This window comes from Wenyingzhuangia gracilariae (genome assembly GCF_056387575.1).
This window is the reverse complement of the sequence record NZ_CM150748.1, coordinates 1,043,432-1,063,493: the sequence shown is the minus strand read 5'-3', so window position 1 is coordinate 1,063,493 and position 20,062 is coordinate 1,043,432. Positions and strand designations below refer to the sequence as shown.

At 30.8% G+C, this 20,062-nt stretch carries 9 protein-coding genes; all 9 read left to right on the top strand.

Annotated features, from left to right (window positions below; translation table 11 throughout):
• Positions 1 to 15: 15 nt before the first annotated feature.
• The 9 genes from ACY2IJ_RS04535 to ACY2IJ_RS04495 all read left to right on the top strand — a co-directional run bounded on the left by ACY2IJ_RS04535 (position 16) and on the right by ACY2IJ_RS04495 (position 19,887).
• Complete coding sequence (locus ACY2IJ_RS04535; RefSeq protein WP_476725969.1) at positions 16 to 4,143, top strand: hybrid sensor histidine kinase/response regulator transcription factor; 4,128 nt, start codon at positions 16 to 18, stop codon at positions 4,141 to 4,143.
• Positions 4,144 to 4,653: 510 nt separating this feature from the next.
• Complete coding sequence (locus ACY2IJ_RS04530) at positions 4,654 to 7,710, top strand: SusC/RagA family TonB-linked outer membrane protein (protein WP_476725968.1); 3,057 nt, start codon at positions 4,654 to 4,656, stop codon at positions 7,708 to 7,710.
• Between the two features lie 18 nt (positions 7,711 to 7,728).
• Positions 7,729 to 9,540 (top strand): RagB/SusD family nutrient uptake outer membrane protein, encoded by a 1,812-nt coding sequence (locus ACY2IJ_RS04525; RefSeq protein WP_476725967.1) that lies wholly within the window; start codon positions 7,729 to 7,731, stop codon positions 9,538 to 9,540.
• Between the two features lie 12 nt (positions 9,541 to 9,552).
• Positions 9,553 to 11,211, top strand: a complete 1,659-nt coding sequence (locus tag ACY2IJ_RS04520) for a SwmB domain-containing protein (RefSeq protein ID WP_476725966.1) — start codon at positions 9,553 to 9,555, stop codon at positions 11,209 to 11,211.
• Positions 11,212 to 11,267: 56 nt separating this feature from the next.
• Positions 11,268 to 11,999, top strand: a complete 732-nt coding sequence (locus ACY2IJ_RS04515; RefSeq protein WP_476725965.1) for a hypothetical protein — start codon at positions 11,268 to 11,270, stop codon at positions 11,997 to 11,999.
• 469 nt (positions 12,000 to 12,468) lie between these two features.
• Positions 12,469 to 15,537, top strand: a complete 3,069-nt coding sequence (locus ACY2IJ_RS04510; RefSeq protein ID WP_476725963.1) for a SusC/RagA family TonB-linked outer membrane protein — start codon at positions 12,469 to 12,471, stop codon at positions 15,535 to 15,537.
• 10 nt (positions 15,538 to 15,547) lie between these two features.
• Positions 15,548 to 17,299, top strand: coding sequence for a RagB/SusD family nutrient uptake outer membrane protein (locus tag ACY2IJ_RS04505; RefSeq protein ID WP_476725962.1), 1,752 nt, complete (start codon positions 15,548 to 15,550; stop codon positions 17,297 to 17,299).
• 6 nt (positions 17,300 to 17,305) lie between these two features.
• Positions 17,306 to 19,132, top strand: coding sequence for a SwmB domain-containing protein (locus ACY2IJ_RS04500; protein WP_476725961.1), 1,827 nt, complete (start codon positions 17,306 to 17,308; stop codon positions 19,130 to 19,132).
• Between the two features lie 68 nt (positions 19,133 to 19,200).
• Positions 19,201 to 19,887, top strand: coding sequence for a hypothetical protein (locus ACY2IJ_RS04495; RefSeq protein WP_476725960.1), 687 nt, complete (start codon positions 19,201 to 19,203; stop codon positions 19,885 to 19,887).
• Positions 19,888 to 20,062: the final 175 nt, after the last annotated feature.

Sequence of the window (20,062 nt, the reverse complement as noted above, 5' to 3'; positions counted from 1 at the left end):
TTTAAACCAAAAAGAATGAATAAAAAGAATACACTAATCCTGTTGTTTCTTGTTTTCTCCTGTCTTGTATTTTCACAAGAGTCTAAGTTAAATAAATTAAAATCACTTAATATTTCCAATGGATTAACCCATAATGGAGTGACCTCTATTTTTGAAGATTCTAGAGGGTTTGTTTGGATTGCTACTTACGATGGATTGAATAAATATGATGGATTTAAAATTAAGCAGTACAAAAATACTTACAAAAAAGAAATATTAAGTAGTAATAGAGTACGATGTATAAATGAAGATGCTTCGGGGAATCTATTAATAGGAACAGATAAAGGTTTGTCAATTTACAATTTAGAAACCGAAAAGTTTTCAAAAATTTTTAGTAACAAATCAAAAAATTTGTTAGAAGAACCTATCATTAGGAGTATTATCATTCACCCTAGTACAGGAGAAATTATTTGTACAACCGAAGGTAGTGGTCTGGTAGTATTTAACGAAGATTTTAGTTTTCAAGGTAGTTATCAATTCATCAATTCAGAAATAAATAGACAAAGAAGTATTGTTTATAACGGAATAGCTTTAGATAAAGAAAATTATTTATTTGCTACTTCAGAGTACCTAATCAACTTTAATATTGTTACTAAAAAAATAAAATTAGTAGAGTTAAAAGGAGTTTATGGTACAAGTTTTATTCATAAATTGGATGATGACACTTTTTATGTAGGAAAAAGTAATGGAGGAGTTACTTTTGTAGATTATTTTTTAGAGAACCAAAAATACACCTATATAGTTCATGACAACTTATTTAAAGACTATCAGTTTTTTTGTGCAAACATAGATAACGATGGTCAACTTTGGTTAGGTCAAATTAGAAATGGTATTATAAAAGTAAATGATGTAGATAAACTAAGTAAAGCAAATTCTGAAGATAATTTCAAGAAAATGTTTTGCTTGGAGAAAACACGTATGAGTACCATTCAAACTTTTAATAACAGACATTGTTGGATTGGTTCTTTTGATAACGGAGTAACTATTTTAGATTTAAAGGAAAATCCTTTTTATAGTGAAAAAATAAAATTAAAGAACTTTTTAGACTTGGTTCCTCTAAATAAAACAGAGTTTTTTTTAGGAGCTAAAGGTGATTCTTTTAAAACCTATAATACAGAAACTAGAACTTATAGCTCTGTGGTTAGTGACTTGTCTAAAAGCGATAAAGAAAGATCTGGAGTTATGTTTGTAGATTCTAGAGAGGCCAAATGGTTGGGGGTTTCTAGAGGGAAAAAGGAGATTGTAGGAAGAATAAAAAAAGGAAGCATACATGTAGAAAAAATAGAGGTTTCTAAAAAATATTTAGGAGGTATTAAAGATGTTGTAGAAGACAAAAGCGGTAATATTTGGATATCATATGTACATGATATTATTAAAATAAATATTGATGAAAAAGGAAATGTTAAGAACATAGAAAGTCTAAAAGAAAACGCAGCGTATGATAATAAAAGTTATTCAACCTATAAATGTCTTTATGTAGATCCTTTATACAACTTTTTGTGGGTTGCAGATAAGGTGAGTGGTTTGTTAAGAATTAAGTTAGAGAAAAACAAACCTATTAAGGAATTTACGATAGACAATTATATGACCAATAAATACGATAAGGATGCAATTTCTAACAATTTTGTAACCTCAATTGTAAGATTGCCCAATAATCAATTATGGATTGGAACAGAAGGTGGTGGTATTTGTAAAGTAGAAAATAGCAATTCAACCCCTAAATTTATTCCATTTACAGAAAATGATGGTTTGTCTAACAACGTTGTTAAGAGTATTATTTACGATGAAGATTATAATTTATGGATATCTACCAATATTGGTTTAAATAAATTTAATGTTAAAAAGCAAACATTTAGAACTTTTACAACAGAAGATGGTTTGCCGTTTGAAGATTTTCATTACAATTCAATTAAATTATCAGAAACACAGTTTGTTTTTGTAGGAAATCATGGTTTCTGTTATTTTAATCCTAAAGAAATAGAACAAAAAGAACCTTTGCCTAGGTTGGAATTTGGAGATTTTAGAATTTACAATCAAGTTGTAAAACCTACAGATACTATAGAAGGAAAAGTACTTTTAAACAAACACTTAACCAACGGAGCAGAACTAGAATTAAACCATCATCAAAATGTGTTTTCTGTAGAAGTGGTACCATTGCATTACTCTAGTTATAAAAATCGTTCTATAAAATACAAGTTAATTCCCCTTCACGAAAATTGGGTTGAGCTAAAAAGCGGTCAGAATATAATAGAATTTAATGGTTTGCAGTCAGGAAGTTATAAATTGTTGGTAAAAGCATCTAACTCATTGCAAGAATGGACGGTTCCCAAGGAACTAAGAATAAAAATACATCCAGAATTCTGGAAATCGAATGTTGCATATATGCTTTATGTATTGTTTGGGTTTGGTATTATTTATTTAGTGTTTCAAATTTTCTTTAAAATTCAAAAGTTAAATCACAATTTAGAAATAGAGCAGTTAGAAATAGACAATCTTAAAGATTTAAATGAATCTAAACTTCGCTTTTTTTCTAACATTACCCATGAGATTAAAACACCTGTAGCTTTAATTTCGGGACCTATAGATTTTCTATTGTCAAAACTAAAAGCAGGGGAACCTGTAGATATTGTTGATAAATTAGGAATTGTTCAAAGACAATCTAAAAGAATTTCTCAGTTAATAGATCAAGTAAATCAATTTCAAAAATCTGATGAACGTCAATTAAAAATGAATTATGAAACATTTTGTTTTGATACGTTTGTAGAAAATTTATCGTCAGATTTTAAATTTTTAGCTAAAAAAGAAAATAAAGAGTTTTTAATAACTAAGAGCTCTCAAAAAGAAACCTATGTGTCTGCAGATAAAGACAAGTTAGAAAAAGTATTTAATAATTTGTTTAGCAACTCTTTTAAGTACACCAAATCTGGAGATACTATAGAAATTAATTATAAAGTAGAAGATTCAAACTTAATTCTATCTTTTAAAGATACAGGAAAAGGAATTTCTCCTGAAGATTTGCCTAATATTTTCGATCGTTTTTATCAATCAAAAAGAATGACGAAAGAATATATAGGAGGATCTGGAATTGGTCTTGCTTTTTCTAAACGTTTGGTAGAAATGCATTATGGATACATACATGCCGAAAGTGAATTAGGTAAAGGAACAGAAATTCATTTAAAGCTACCTATTATTGTAGAAGAGGTTAATGATACCTCTCAAATAGAAGAAGTGCTACTTCAGGAAGAAAAACTAGAAGACAGTACATTAGCAGTGTATGAAGAAGTTGATTTTAATGCAATAAAATCTGATGAAGCTTTTGCACAAGCAAAAATATTTTATGCAGAAGATAATGTTGATATGAGAAATTTTGTAACCGAAATTTTAACAAACTTTTTCAATGTAACCTCTTTTGCAAACGGATCAGAGTGTTTAAATGCTTTAGAAAACGAATGGCCAGACATTGTGTTAAGTGATGTTTTAATGCCTGAGTTAAATGGGTTTGAATTGTGTAAAGCCATTAAAAGTAATGTAAAAACAAGTCACATACCAGTAGTGTTATTAACAGCGTGTATTTCTACAGAAGAACAAATTCAAGGAATAGAAGAAGGAGCAGATGCTTACATTAAAAAACCATTTAACACACAACAGTTAATTTCAACCATAGAATCTTTATTAAGAAATAGAAAACAATTAAGAGAGCGTTTTAAAATAGACTTTCCATTAGAGTTAGAAAAAAGTACAGATTCTAAAAAGAATATGATTTTTATAGAAAAATTATACGGTTTGATTTTAGAAAATTTAGATAATAAAGATTTAGATATAGATAATTTAGCCAAGCATTTGTATTTAAATAGAACACATTTTTATCAAAAAGTAAAAGAAATCACAAACCAAACTCCATTTGAATTGTTAAAAGACTTTAGATTAAAAAAAGCAGCTGAGTTTTTAGTTCGAGAAAAAATGACAGTGAATGAAGTGTTTGTTGCAACTGGTTTTAAGAGTAGATCTCACTTTAGTAAAGTGTTTAAGGATAAATATAATGTCACTCCTGGTCAATACGTTAATAATGGTTTAGAAAAATTTAAAAGTAACAAAGGAGATTAGTAAATATATAAAATAGAGGATTTAGAAAGTCCCCAAGCCTACTTTAAACTATAGTAAGCTTGGGGTTTTTGCTTTATAAATGCTATGTTAAGTACACCTATAAAGATTAATTAAAAAGCAAAAGGTTTAATACATATAATTAAAAATAAATTGTTTTTTACGGAAAGACGCATATTATTTACAATTAAACATAATCTAGAGATTTATATAAAAGAAATTTGTTTTTGTCAATATTCTATTAAATATGGTTTTTTATGATTGTTTAATCAATTAATAGTGGTTTTACGTGTTTTAAAAACAGTTTAAAGAGCTTGATGTATAAATTAAATTAAATTAAATTAAATTTTATGAGTATGATGAAATTATCTTTTATTAAAAATGAATTAATGTTTTTGCGGAGTTTGAGTTTGTTGGAACAAAAATTTAAGGGTACTAAAAACAAAAATTAATTAAATGAAGAATTTTAGAATAATTAAACCAAAAACAATATGGGGAAAAATATTTCTTTTCATGTTTTTGTCATTTGTATGTCTTAATACTAAGACATATGCACAGCAAGAAAAAGTTTCAGGTATAGTCACTAACTCTGAAGATGGTGAACCATTAATAGGAGTAACTGTGTTTAAACTAGGAACTAAAATTACTACAACAACAGATTTTGATGGTCAATATAGTGTCAAAGCTAAAAGTGGAGATATTTTAGAGTTCAAGTATTTAGGGATGGTTTCTAAAACCATAACAGTTAGAAAAAAAGTGTTGAATATAACTCTAACTCCTGATCATACTGAGCTAGATGAAGTTGTTTTGATTGGATATGGAGCTGTAAAGAAAAAAGAAATAACAGGAGCTGTCGCAAGAGTAAAATCAGAGGATATAGAAAATATTGTTACATCTGATCTTGGAAATGCACTACAGGGCCAAGTATCAGGAGTAAATGTAGTAGATAGTGCAGAACCAGGAGGAGATTCAGAGATTTTAATTAGAGGGATTACATCCTTAACAGGAAGTAATGAACCTTTGTATGTAGTAGATGGGGTAATGCAAGAAGGAAATCCTAGAATTCCGCCAAATGTTATAGAGTCAATAGATGTTTTAAAGGATGCAGCTTCTACTGCTATTTATGGAACCAGAGGAGCAGGAGGAGTAATTTTAATTACTACCAAACAAGGAGAGGATGGAGCCTTAAAGGTTAATATTAATTCAAGTTATGGTATTAAAACAATTAATGGTACTCCAACACGTCTGATGGATGCCAATCAACAATTATATTTTATAATGTTACAAAGAAGAAATACAAATGGGTTAGGATTGGCCGATGACCAATTAAATTTTGGATTCGATCGATTTCAGTCTGCATACAAGAATGATTCAGACCTATTTGATAATGTAATTTTAAACAATAGACCTACACAAAATCATACTTTAACTATTTCAGGAGGTTCGAAAAGTATTAATTACAATGTGACAACTGGGTTTTATAAACAAAAAGGAACCATCGTAAAATCAGAGTTTGAACGTTTTAATATTAGAGCGAATACTGGATATAAGAAGGGAAAATTGAAAATTAATGCCATAGTAGCAATTACAAATGAAAAAAATCAAAAGTCTCCAGGAGGATTGACTTCACAGATTATAAAATATTCTCCATTAAGTGTGGATGTAGATGACGTAGATTTAAGTGATATTATTTACACAACAGGGGGAAGTACGGGTAATAATTTACAGTCAGCGATTAATAGCTTTAGAAATGAAAATACAATAAATTCATTAAGAGCAAGTACTACATTTAATTTATCATATGACCTTACAGATAATTTAACAATTACAACAAGATATGGAACATCTTCATACTTTGAATATGGACATAGCTTTAGACCATATCAACAAATTATTAATGCTGTTACAGATCAAGAGATTAGCCAATCTACAAGTAGTGGTGTTGGAAATTCAGGACAGAAAAAGATTAACAATACCTTTAATCTTTTTGCTAATTATAACTTAAACATAAATAAAAATCATAAGATTGCTATAACGTTAGGTACCACCTATGAAAAATATAATACGGAAAAGTTTACAGCTAGTGGATCTAGAGTTATTAATAATGATGTAAAAGTATTAAATGGAACTACATTAAATTATAATGTAAGTTCAGGTCCAGATTATACAAGTAGAACATTTGGATTGTTATATCGTTTACAATACAACTACAAAGGGAAATATATATTTAGTTCAAGTGTAAGAAGAGATGCTTCTTCTAGATTTGATGTAGATGGTAGGTCAGCTATATTTCCATCTGCTTCCATGGCTTGGAACATTTCCGATGAAAATTTTTGGGATTCTTATAAGACAACTATTAATAATTTTAGATTAAGAGCCTCTTATGGTAAAGTGGGGAATCAAAGAGTTGGTGATTATGTGTATCAACCTACTTTTACAACCGATTATCAATACGCTTATGGACGTTCTGGAAGTGATAATTTAACCAATGGTAATATTCAAAACGGATATGCCAATAAAGAGTTAAAATGGGAAACATCTATTCAGAGTAATTTAGGAATAGATTTAAGTTTTTTTAAAAACAAATTTACATTTACTGCTGAATATTATCACAAAACCAATAGTGATATGTTATTCCCTATTACTTTATCAGGGTCTACGGGAGCAACTAACAATTCTGGAATTACTTTGAATGTAGGGAATATGACCAATAGAGGTGTAGAGTTAGCAGCAAAATATAGATTAAATGTAGGTAGGGTCAAGTTCAATATGAGAGGAACCTTTACTACTAACAAAAATAAGATTACTAAATTAAACGGCTTTGGTAGGTTTACAATGATGAATGATTCAGGATTAATTTCTGGAGCAAAAGATCAATCGCAAATTACAGCAATTGCTAAAGGATATGAGGCTGGAGCTTTCTTTATTTATTCAACAGACGGTGTTGTTAATACAAGTGAGAAATTGGCAACATATCAAATGATTAATCCTCAAGCAAAAATGGGGGATTTGGTTATTGTTGATACTAATAAAGATGGTAAAATTACGAATGATGATAGAACCTATAGAGGGAGTGGATTGCCCAAATACGAATTAGGATATAATTTAAATGCGTATTATAAAAATTTTGATATTTCTATGAATTGGTATGCGTCTGTAGGACAGGAGATTATGAATGGATCTAAAGCAACTGCTTTTGGGTATGGACGTCATGAAGATTTAATATATCAATGGTCTGATTTAAACCCAACAAGTACAATACCAGCGTTTAGAAATCAAATTAAATCTCATTATAATTATAATGGTAATACGGATTTATGGCTAGAAGATGGTAGTTATGTACGATTAAAAGCGATTACTTTAGGATATAGTTTGTCAAAATCTGTATTAGAAAAATTAGGAGGTATTTCTAAGTTTAGAGTATATGCAACAGCTCAAAACCCGTTAACATTTACAAAATATACAGGGTACAATCCTTCTGTTGGGGGGAGAATTCAGAGTAAAGGATTGGATAAAGGAACCTATCCTATTACAGCAACCTATATGTTAGGATTGAATTTAAACTTTTAATATAAAAAACAAAGGAAGATGAAATATTTAAAAATTAAAAATAGCATAGCGATTTTTATGTTGCTTGGTTTGTTATCATGTTCGGATGAATCATTAACAGAGATAAATCCCAATCGACCAGTCGCTAAATGGAGTAATTTGTCAGATACGCAAAAAGGATTGAATTCTGTATACAATTCTTTATTAGATGAAAACTTATTAGGGATAAAATTTGAAGCTATGAGATCAGATATGGCGTATCCAGGGTATGGTAGACCAACACCTGTAACTCAAAGTAATTTATTATCTTATAATCAAACATATACTAATAATACAGGTTTTATTTCTGCAAAATGGGATGCATGTTATGCCACTATTTATTATGCAAATCAAGTTTTAGAAGGGCTAGCTAGTTTAGAGCCTGAATTGACACAGGATACACTAGATAAATGGAAGATCCAAGTAGCACAAGCTAGATTTTTTAGAGGTCTAATGCATTTTTATTTATTCAGTACTTACAACAATGGAAGTATAATAATTAGAGATAAAATACCAACTGTAGCTACTGGTTTTGGTAAAGAGTTGTCATCTCCTTCAGAAGTAAGAGAATTTTTTAGAAGTGATTTGCTGTATGCTTATGAAAACTTACCTGAAAAATATGACAATGATTATTTAGGGAGTGCAACCAAGTGGGCTGCTGCTACTGCTTTAGGAAAGTCTTATTTGTATGAGGCCACAGATGGACCTTCTGCAACAGGAGATTACTCAAAAGCTATGCTTTATTTTGAAGAAATAATTAATAATGGGCCTTTTAAATTAGCAGATCCTGATTTGATGTTTACAAAAGACGGTGAATTTAATAAGGAATCAATACTTGAATTGGCATACAATACAGAACATAGGCAAACTATAAAAGTTTTTGATGCTGGGAAAATGTCTAATCAGTTGTCGTTTGAATCTACGGGGTCTACAGGTTTTTATATGCCTGTTTGGATGATTTATACTTATAAATCTGAAGAATTAGATTTGACAGATTCTAGGAATATTTATACAGAGATAACAGGAGGAACAATTATAAGACCTGTTTCCTTGAGAGCTTCAGCAATGACGGCTATTGTAAATGATGAATTGACAGATTTCGGAAGTAAAAAAACACCTGAAGCAATTAAAATACAAAATCAAGGTTTTGGATTTGGGTATTATAGAAAATATATTCAATTTAATAATACAGATCCTAGAGGAATAAGAAGTGCAGGAACTAATGTTGTTATCAATAGATTGGCTGAAGTATACTTAATGGAGGCTGAATGTTTAATTCAAACAGGGGATTTGGAAGGAGCTCTTAAATTGATTAATAAAATTAGACATAGATGGGCATTACAGTTATTAGGAAAACCAGATTCTGATTGGCCAGATGCTACTTTTGAATCTGATAAAGATAGAGATGGGGTGATTGATACAGATTATGTTGAATACACTCAAGAGACATTAATGAATAGATTGATGTACATAGAAAAACCACTAGAATTATCTGTAGAAGGGCATGCTATTCGTTGGATAGACTTAAGAAGATGGGGAATTATTAAAGAGAATTTTAATAGACTAGCAAATTCCACTTATTATGCTCAAAATTTCGTTTTCGATAAAAGAGATCCTAATACAGGAGAAAGAACAGGTAAAACAGGAACCATTAAAAATGGAGATATTGTAGATGTAGATCCTGGAGGAGCAACAGGATTAAATATTATAGATTATGAATATGATGTGGCTAGAGATAATTACAATCCAGCATTGAACGATTATTATCCAATACCGTTAAATGAAGTATTAAGAAATCCATTATTAAATTAATAATAGAACAAGATGAAAAAAATTAAAATTATAATACAACTTCTTTCAATTCTAACGCTTTTTGTGGGATGTGATAATAGTGAGGTAGATTCATTAGAGAAATTTAATGATGCTACTTGGGTTACCTCAAAATTTAGTTATGCTACTGCTACCTCAGATATAGATTTTGGAGTAAATATAGGTGACTATATATCGTTTGTAGATTTATCTCAAAATGCATTGACTCATGAATGGAAGATTGATGAAGAAAATAAATTTTTAAAAAAAGAATTTAAAACAGGAGGGAGTTTAATTCCGTTTATAAATAAAGAGTTAACAAATGTATCAACATCAAAACCAGCACACGTTCTCTTTTTAAAATCAGGAATCAACGAGGTAAGGTTAAACAATACATTTGACAAACCGGTAATATATAATGGGAAAAATAAAATAGAATCTGTTAAAAAAGATGATATTTATGAAATTTCTCGTATATGGAAAGTAGATGTATATGATACAATAGTACCAGAAGTAAGCATTTCTACAATAAATGAAACAGGAACTACAACGGAAGTATATAATAGTTTAAGTGAACTTAGACCTGCTGATGGAATGATTAATATAGAGGCTGGGGAATCGTTAGTTTATAAAGATATTACAAATAGAGGACGTCCTAATACAAATTCTTGGAAAAGTTTAGGATCTAATCAAAAGGTAGCTTCAGATGAAGAAGCTGTAGTTTTTGATTTTTTAAAATTAGGAGAGTTTGATGCAGGAACATTGTCTGCAGGTAGAAAAGGGGACGATAAGACTATTCCAGATGCGGTTGGTGGAACTGTAAAAATTCCATTAAAAATTATTGTGGGTAAATCTACTAAACCGTTTGAAATTTTAGAAGAAAGTGTGGTTAGAAAATCAGCTAATATAATTACATTTAATGTTAGTGGTGAATTAAAAAGTTTTACAGGTCAGGAGTCTAATTTTAAAGTACATGTAATAAATACAAAGGCTGGTTTTGATAATGATATTGCTGTAACAAATGCTCAGATCAACTCTGCTAATAAAGCTACTATAGAATTAACTCTAGCTTCAGAAATATATAATACAGATGATGTTAAAGTTTCTTATACGGTAGGAACTGAACCAATTGTATCAGCAGATGAAAGAGATTTAAGTGCTTTTTCAAATGAGCCGGTATATTTTATAGATGAGCTTTTTAAATCAGATTATTTCGGTTTTGAATTAGGAGGATCAGAATGGTATATACAACATAAGAAACAGTGGTCTTACAGTACCTTTAGGGCTAATACAGGTACTAAAAGCTTAAAATTTAGTGCAACGGACGTCTCTTCAATGAGTGTAAATGCTAAAGTACAAGGTACGGGAGCTGTAGAACTTAAAATTAAAGAGGGAGCTTATACTTTCTCCGTAAATGTTTGGATTGAAGAAGGGTCTGATATAAATAGATTTCTTACTAATTTTCAGGGAACAAAATTTAAATCTGTTTCTTGGGACTTGAGAGGAGTCGAAAAAGGTAAATGGGTTAAAATAACACAAGAAGTTGTCTTAACAGATTATGATAATGCAAATGGAAATAAATTAATTATTCAAGTGAATAAGACAGATATTACCAGTACTTCGGCAACTATGTATGTAGATGATATATCCATGGTACCTGTGGAGGAAAGATAAATTTAAACAAACCTCTAAACTATTATATAGTTTAGAGGTTATATAAAAAATATAAAATGAAAAAAACAATCAAATATATAAGTTTACTAACTTTAGTGTTTTTAGCACTTAGTTGTAAAAAAGAATCAGGGTGGGAAAATGAAAATTTAGAATTAGTACCTGTTTATAGTGCTTTTGATATATCTTCAGGATTAGATATCAATTCCACTTTTGATGTAGAACAAGACCCTGCAATAGCTACTGATGAAGAAAAATTCTTAAAAAATGAATACGACAATAGGTTTGTACCGTATAAATTACAGTTGTTTAAGAATAAAGATTTGACAATTGTTTTTAATACAATTTCAACAGCAAATAAATTTGATGTACCCTACATTGAAGCTACTACAGATACTGATGTATACGATATTAAATTAACTACAAAAGTTACCAATCCTATTAACAAAGGAGGAGTTACTGGTGCAGAAATGATTACAAACAATTATTCTCTTTATTTTAATAGAACGGCAATGTCAAATGCTGTTACTGATGATGTAGCTATAGAAGGATTGATGTTAAACACAATAAAGATAACTACAACAACAACTGTTCGAAATACAACAAGTTCTGATACTGAAGGAATAGTAATAGAAACTAAATATGAAACACCTAATGTTATTTCACTAGTAACTAAAACAGAAACAAGTATTGATACAGAAACAAACAAAACAACTATTAAGATTACAAAAACGATAGATGAAACATTTAACTATAAATTATTATTTGTAGAAAAAGAAGTTTATAATTAATAACATAGTACCTAAAACATTTTAAAGCTCTATTATTTATAATAGAGCTTTTTAGTTTAAGTATGTATTGTTTTATAAAAGAATGTTAGAACAGGATATAACACAAGATGTTATATCCTGTTTTTTTATACCAAGTAATCATATTTGTAAAATTTGTTGTGTGTAACTTTTTGTTTTACAGTTTGATAGTAGTTTTGTGTATGGGTGAATACAAATTATTTACAGAAGAGTCTGTTAGAAACATAGATGATTTTTGTAATTGCTAATATCACAGTTTTTTGTGTTAAACATAGTGATTATTGCATTTAAAGCACTTGTTTATTATTGATTTAATAAATATTAGTATATTAATAACTGTAAATATAAATTTAATTAAAACTATGAACAAAAATCTAACAAAAAAAGAAATCTTCTTGCGGAGGTTCATTTACTAACCAAATTAAAACTATAAAAACCAAAAACTAATTAAATGAAAAAATATAAAAATGTAAACATAAGAGCAGTGTTAAGAACCATGATTCTTTCTATGTTTTTATCACTAGCATGCTTTCAGGGAAAAGCATATGCTCAAAATACCGTAACAGGAGTCGTAACTGGATCGGCAGATAATATGCCATTAATAGGAGTTACGGTACAAAAATTAGGAAGTAAACAAATTACCACTACAGACTTTGATGGTCAATACATGATAAAAGCTACCAAAGGAGATATATTGCAGTTTAGTTATTTGGGAATGGAGACTAAAACACTAACGGTAAAAGGAAATACCTTAGATGTGTTTTTAGATCCTAAGGCCGATGCACTTGATGAAGTTGTGGTAGTAGGGTATGGTACCCAAAAGAAAAAAGAAGTAACTGGTGCTGTAGCACAAGTAAAATCAGAAGAAATAGAACAGTTTGTAACTACAGATGTCTCTTCAGCTTTACAAGGTCAAGTTACAGGAGTAAACGTAACAGCAGCTAGTGGAGAACCTGGAGAAACAGCAAGTATACAAATTAGAGGGGTAACTTCGTTAATTGGTTCTAATGAACCTTTGTGGGTAGTAGATGGAATTGCACAACAAGGAAATCCAGGGTTAAGTCCAAACGAAATTGAAACTATTGATATTTTAAAAGATGCAGCTTCTGCAGCGATATACGGTACAGAAGGAGCAGGAGGAGTTATTCTGGTAACTACCAAACAAGGGAAAGAAGGAAAAATGAGTATTACTTTAAACTCTAAATATGGTATTCAAGATTTAGGAGAAGGTATTTCTTTAATGAACGCTAAAGAAGAGTTGTTTTTTGGGTTAACTCAATTAGACAATGGTGCTTCTACCTTTGATCCAGGACCTGTAAGAACACCAGAATGGTTAAATAACGATAATACTTTTAACGATTACGTGTTGGTAGAACATGCAGCAACACAGCAACATACCTTAAATGTTTCTGGAGGAACTAAAGAGTTTTCTTACAATGCTGTAGGTGGTTATTTTAACCAAGAAGGAACGTTAATAAACTCTGGTTTTCAAAGAATAAATGGACGTATTTCTACAAGTTATAACAAAAAGAACTGGAAAGTAAGATCTAGTGTGGCATTTACTACAGAAAAAAGAGATAGAGTAGGGAATAATTTAATAACCAACGCTCAAAGATATTCTCCTTTATACCCAATTGTAGATCCTAGTTCCGATGTTGTATATTCTACAGAAAGTGGAGATGGAGGAGTAAGAACTCCGTTAGAATTGTTAGCTCAGGCTTTAAAAAAGAAAGACGAAAGCACAAGTGAAAGAATTAACGCAAGTTTAGGAATTACAAGAAATTTAACAGAAGATTTAACCGTATCTGGTACAATAGGTACAGCCATTACAAACAACTATAGAGATCAGTTTTTACCACAATATTCAATTGTTTATTTAAACGGAGATCCTACAGAAACAGATCCTACTAAAAGTAATGTAACTACATCTGCATCTAGATTAACAACATTGTCTGGAGACATAGGATTTAACTACAAGAAAAAAATAGGAGATCATAACTTTGGTGCGCAAGCAATTTTTGCGATTAAAGAAGAAGGATATAGAGGTTTTTCAGCAAGAAAAGAAGGAGTTTTAAACAACGATATTCGCGTGTTAGATGGAGCAAGTATCAATCCGGTAGCAGATTCTGAAGCTTATTATAACAGTACACAAGTTGGTTTGGTAGGAAGAGTAACTTACGGATATAAAGGAAAATATTTGTTTTCAGGAGTTGTAAGAAGAGATGGTTCTTCTAAGTTTAGTCCAGAAAATCAGTGGGGAACATTCCCATCAATTACTTTAGGTTGGAACGTATCTGATGAACCTTTTTGGGAAGATTTAAAAGGAACAATTAACAATTTAAAAATTAGAGCAGGTAGAGGTACAGTAGGTAACAATCGTTTTGGAAATTATGAATACCAAAGTACAATTCGTACAAATGCAAACTATGTTTTTGACCCAACAGATAACGAATTAACTTTTGGATCGGCAGTATATACCTATGCCAATCCACAAGTAAAATGGGAAACAAAAACAGAAACAAACATTGGTTTTGACATGAGTTTATGGAAAAACAAATTTATTGTTACTGCAGATGTTTATAGATCTAGCAATAAAGACATGTTATTTCCTGTAAGAACTCCTAGTTCAGCAGGTGCTTATGATGGAAATAACTTAAACAGTATTTTAAATGTAGGAAACATGACCAACCAAGGTTTGGAAATTGCTTTAAAGTATAGAACAAATATTCAAAAAAGTAAATTAACTACAAGTTTGGTGTTTACAAGAAATACAAATGAGGTAACAAGTACAGCCGGACAATCAACCATTTACAATACGCAATCTAACATTAACTCTACACCAATTACAGTTTTTGCAGAAGGATATGAGGCTGGAGCTTACTTTTTATACAAAACCAACGGAGCTATTAATAGCGAAGAACGTTTGGCTGCTTATCAAAAAATTAAGCCAGATGCAAAAATGGGAGATATTGAAATTGTTGACTACAATAAAAATGGTAAAATAGACAATGATGATAGACATTATGCAGGAAGTGCATTGCCAGATTTTGAATTAGGATGGAATTTCCAATGGACATACAAAGGTTTTGATTTGGCTATGAATTGGTATGCATCTGTAGGGTCAGAAATTATAAATGGAAATAAAATTGAAGCTTATACCAGAGGAAGACATAAAGATTTACTAAACATGTGGTCTAAAGACAACCCTACATCAAACATTCCTATTTTAAGAGATTTTGGAACAGATAACTATTTGCCAAACAACGATTATTGGGTTGAAAGCGGAGATTATATACGTTTAAAATTGGCAACATTGGGATATAATTTTTCAAAATCCGCATGTGAAAACATAGGACTAAGTAGTTTAAGATTGTTCTTCACAGCACAAAACCCATTAACCATTACAAAATATACAGGTTATGATCCAGAGGTAGGAGGAAATGTTGCAAGAAGAGGTTTAGATTTATCTAGATACCCATTAGCTTCATTATATACTGTTGGATTAAATGTTAAATTTTAAACGAAACAAGATGAAAAGATATATAAAATACATTGTCCCTTTTTTGGTGATAACAGCTACGTTACAATCTTGTGACGATTATTTAGAAGAAATTAATCCAAATGAAGTTTCATCAGAATTATATTGGAGAGATTTAGAAGATTCAAATGAAAACTTAACATCTGTGTATAACGGATTGTTAAATCAATACATTTGGTCTGTTGATAACGAGGCACTTAGAAGTGATGTGGCGTTTTCAAATTTAAGAAGTAGACAAAACTCAGAAACGTACGCATGGCATGCTCAAGCATTTACCAACACAATAGATAGTCATTACTACAAAAGTTGGGCAGGAATGTATCGTGTAATTTGGAGAGCAAATCAAGTAATAACAGGTTTAAAAGGGATGTCTAGTGAATTTAAAAGTCAAGAAGCTTGGACAACACAAATGGCAGAAGCTCGTTTTTTAAGAGGATTAATGCACTTTTACCTACACTCTAATTACAATCAAGGAAACATAATTATTAGAGATGAAATTCCAGAAAACTTAGAAGATTATTCCAAGCCCGTCTCACCATCATCAGAAGTTTTGGCATTTTTTAGAGAAGATTTTCAATATGCTTATGATAATTTACCAGAGGTTCAAAATCAGCCAACAAGAGTTAGCAAAGGATTAGCAGCGATGATTTTCGCAAAAAGTTATTTATATACAGAAGAATTTGATAAAGCAATTCCATTGTTAAAAGATGTTATAGAAGGTCCTTACGGATTTAAGTTACTAACAGGAGATGATGTAAAATTATTATTTACTCATGCAGGAGATTTTAACAAAGAAACCATGTTAGAAATCAATTATACAGACCTACACCAACGTTTGATAAACTCAAGTGGAGATAGCTGGGATGAAGAAGCATATACCACACGTTGGGCAAGATATACAGCACCTGGAAATAAAGGAGCAGGATTAGGAGGAGCTAAGTACTTTAACCCAACTGCTTGGTTAACGTTTGAATATTCTAACGAGCCTATGAATTTAAACGATTCTAGAAACTTTAAAGAAGGAAATCAATTAAGAAGTGTGCCTTTAAGATGTGCTCAAATGATTCAGGTAGTTAATGATGAAGAATCTAGTTATTACGGAAAAACGCCTGCTTATGAAGATGTTAGTTTTAATAAAGATGTTTTTGCATACTTTAAAAAATTAACCAACCATGATGTGGTTACACATGAAGATGAAATGCTGTCTACAGCATGGCAGTCTGGTAAAAACCTAGTAGTATATCGTTTGGCAGATGCTTACCTAATGTTGGCAGAATGTTACATTCAGCAAAACAACATTGCAGAAGCATTAAAATATATCAATGCAATTAGAAGCCGTTGGGGATTATTATTATTAGGTACCGATGATGGTTCTGGTTCTTATGATGATGTAGCTTATGACCAAACAACACTAATGGAACATTTAATGTATATAGAAAGACCTTTAGAGTTGTCTTTAGAAGGTTATGCAGAAAGAGCTATTGATTTAAGAAGATGGGGAATAGCAAAACAACGTTTTGTAGATTTAGCATCAAGAGATTACCAAGTAGTAGATTATTCTTTTACAAAAGAAGATGGAACTACAGGTAAAGGAAGTAGAATACAAACAGGTGTAGGGCCAACTGCCAACAACAACACTCCTGAAATTGAGTTTAATGATGCAGCAGTTAACTACATAGAGTCTATACATGCCTACTTGCCATTACCTAACGAAGAAACGTTATACAACCAACAAGTAAACTAACAGATTATGAAGAAAAATATAAAATTAATTACAGGACTATTATGTATGCTGTTGGTTTTTACAACCAGCTGTTCAGACGAAGATGTATCTGTTTATGGAGATTTAAATGGAGATTATTCTAGTTTTCAATGGTATACAAGTGGAAACAGAGAAACTTATAGAGAATCAAATAAAGAAATTAATATCAATCAATATGTTGGTTTCTTTGATGTGTCAGTTGGTCAAAAAAATAGAGAATGGACCATTCCTAGTTCAGCTAAATTTTTAACGAAAAAGTTTACTGAAAGCGATACAATTTTTACCTCTTTTATCATTCCAAATTCAGGAACTAGTTCGTCAGATGAGTTGGTAAATGTTTACTTTCCTGAAGCAGGGGAGTTTGAAGTAAAATTAAGAACTGAGTTTAAAGAACCAGTAACTTATACCAGATCTTTTGAAGTAGAAGGAGAGTTGGTGTCAAAATCTATTACAAGCACAGTAGTTGATACAATTTTTAAAGTAAAAGTTTTCCCAGATCCAGTACCAACATGTAAGGTATATAGACAAAATTTCATCACCAATCCAGAAGATCCTACTGGGCCTACAATTCCAGATGAAATGAATCCATACTCAGAAATTTTATTTGTAGCAGAAGAAGATCAACCTAGTTTGGATGATATTGATACTTGGGCAGAAATTTCTATTGAAGCAGGAGAAAAACTAATGTTTGAAGACCTGTCAACTATTGGAGAAGTAGATGGAACTAGATGGACAACCAATGGAGGAAAACCAGAAATAAGCTCTAAAGATGTTGTAGAAGTGGCTTATAACAAACTTACTGCAGATGGTGAGTATTATACAGCTCATTTTATATCAAGAAGAACAAGTGATGTAGGACCTACTAAAGATATTGCAAAGTTAATTCCTTTAAAAATAAAGGTTTTACCTTCTACAAAACCATTTAAATATAATAGTGGGTTAAAAATATCTAAAGCAGGAGCAATTAGTTTTCCTGTTACTGGGGAGGTTGAATTTTTTGAGGGACAAGAGGATAAATTTAACATTCATGTAACAAACACAGCTACAGGATTTGATAAGGATATTGCTGTAGAAGCAATAAATGTAAATGCAGAGGATGCAACACTTGTTGAATTAACACTAGCAGAACCAGTGTATAATACAGATACTTTTACAATCTCTTATACAGATGCTAATGCAGATGATACTGATGGAATTATTTCAGTAGACGGAAGATCTTTAGAAAGTTTTGGTCCTATTACATTTACAATGAAGTTATCTGAGTACGAAGGGGTAATGAATATTACTGATTTTACAGGATATGAATCTGAATACGATTCAGGAAACCAATTCAAGCAAGCGAATATGAAAAAAGGATTCTTTTGGGCTCAACATAATGGTAACTCAGAAGCAGGACCTTTATATTATTGGAGAGATATCTCTTTGGCTTATGATGGAAATAGTTCTTTAAAATTTGAAACCCCAGATACAGGTATTCCTGCTTTGGCAAGACTACAAGGTTCTGGTTTTAAAAACATAAGCCCTGTGCCTGCAGGAAAATACATACCAAGTGTATGGGTGTATATAGATCCGGCAACTACAATGTCTACCATACAATATAATTTTACAGACAACGTAACAGCTTCTTTTGATTTTGATATTTCAACAATAGAAAAAGGAAAATGGGTACAGTTAACTTTACCAGCTGTAGATTTACCAGCAATTAACTCAGGTAGGCTTGATATTAATGTAACTAATACAGGTCAAGATACAGCACAAGTTCAAAAACTGTGGTTAGACAATTTTGATTTATTAATTGTTAACGATAGACCTTAAACAAATTAATTAAGCACCTCTTTTATGTTGATAAATTTAAAGGAGGTGTTTCTAAAAAAAATATACAAATGAAATACCTTTTAAATACATTAAAACTAAGTTTGGCATTGTTTGTAGCTAGTTGTACAACAGAGGAAAAAGAACTGCCTAAAGTAGGGTTGGTTCCTGTGTACACAGTAAATGTATCTGCACCTACCAATGCTAATAACACATTGTCTGGTTATAAAAGTGTTGCTATTCCAGCAACCATTAATATTTATAAAGAAAAAGATTTAGTAATTCACTATCAAGAAGAAAATAAACCTGTGAATTACTCTGTTCTATCTACAGATGAATCTTCGGCTTTTGTTCCTGCAGGAGATAACGCAGCTGTAGCAGAAGCATACAAATTAAATTATACGATTAGTGAAAACGAAGAAACAATTGACGAAAGTACTGGAAGCACAACTACAACAAAAAATGTAACAAACTATAATTTAGAGGTAGCTAATACAGATTTAGATGGAAATGCACTAAATCCAGTAGAAGGATTAGGAATTACCATCGAAAATATAAAAACAGTTACTAAAGTAGCAACTAAAGAAGAAGGAGATGTAAGTGTAGACGAACAAATTACTCCTGCAACAGACAATGTTGGGGAAATCGCAACCACCATTGTTGTAGATGATACCGCCAATACCACAACTACTATAACTAAAACAACAGCATCTGCTTTGTGTGAAGTAATAGTCACAGAAACAGAAGTTTATAATTAACCAATGTTTTAGTTATATAGCACAAAAACCATAAAACCAAAATGTAAAAAGCTGCCTAATAAGGCAGCTTTTTTTATTGTGTAGTCTTGTCGTATGAAAGTAACAAGCTTACGTATTTCTTGAGAATATAATCAAGTTAATGCGGGAAATTAATATGCTTTAGAAATAAAAAAGG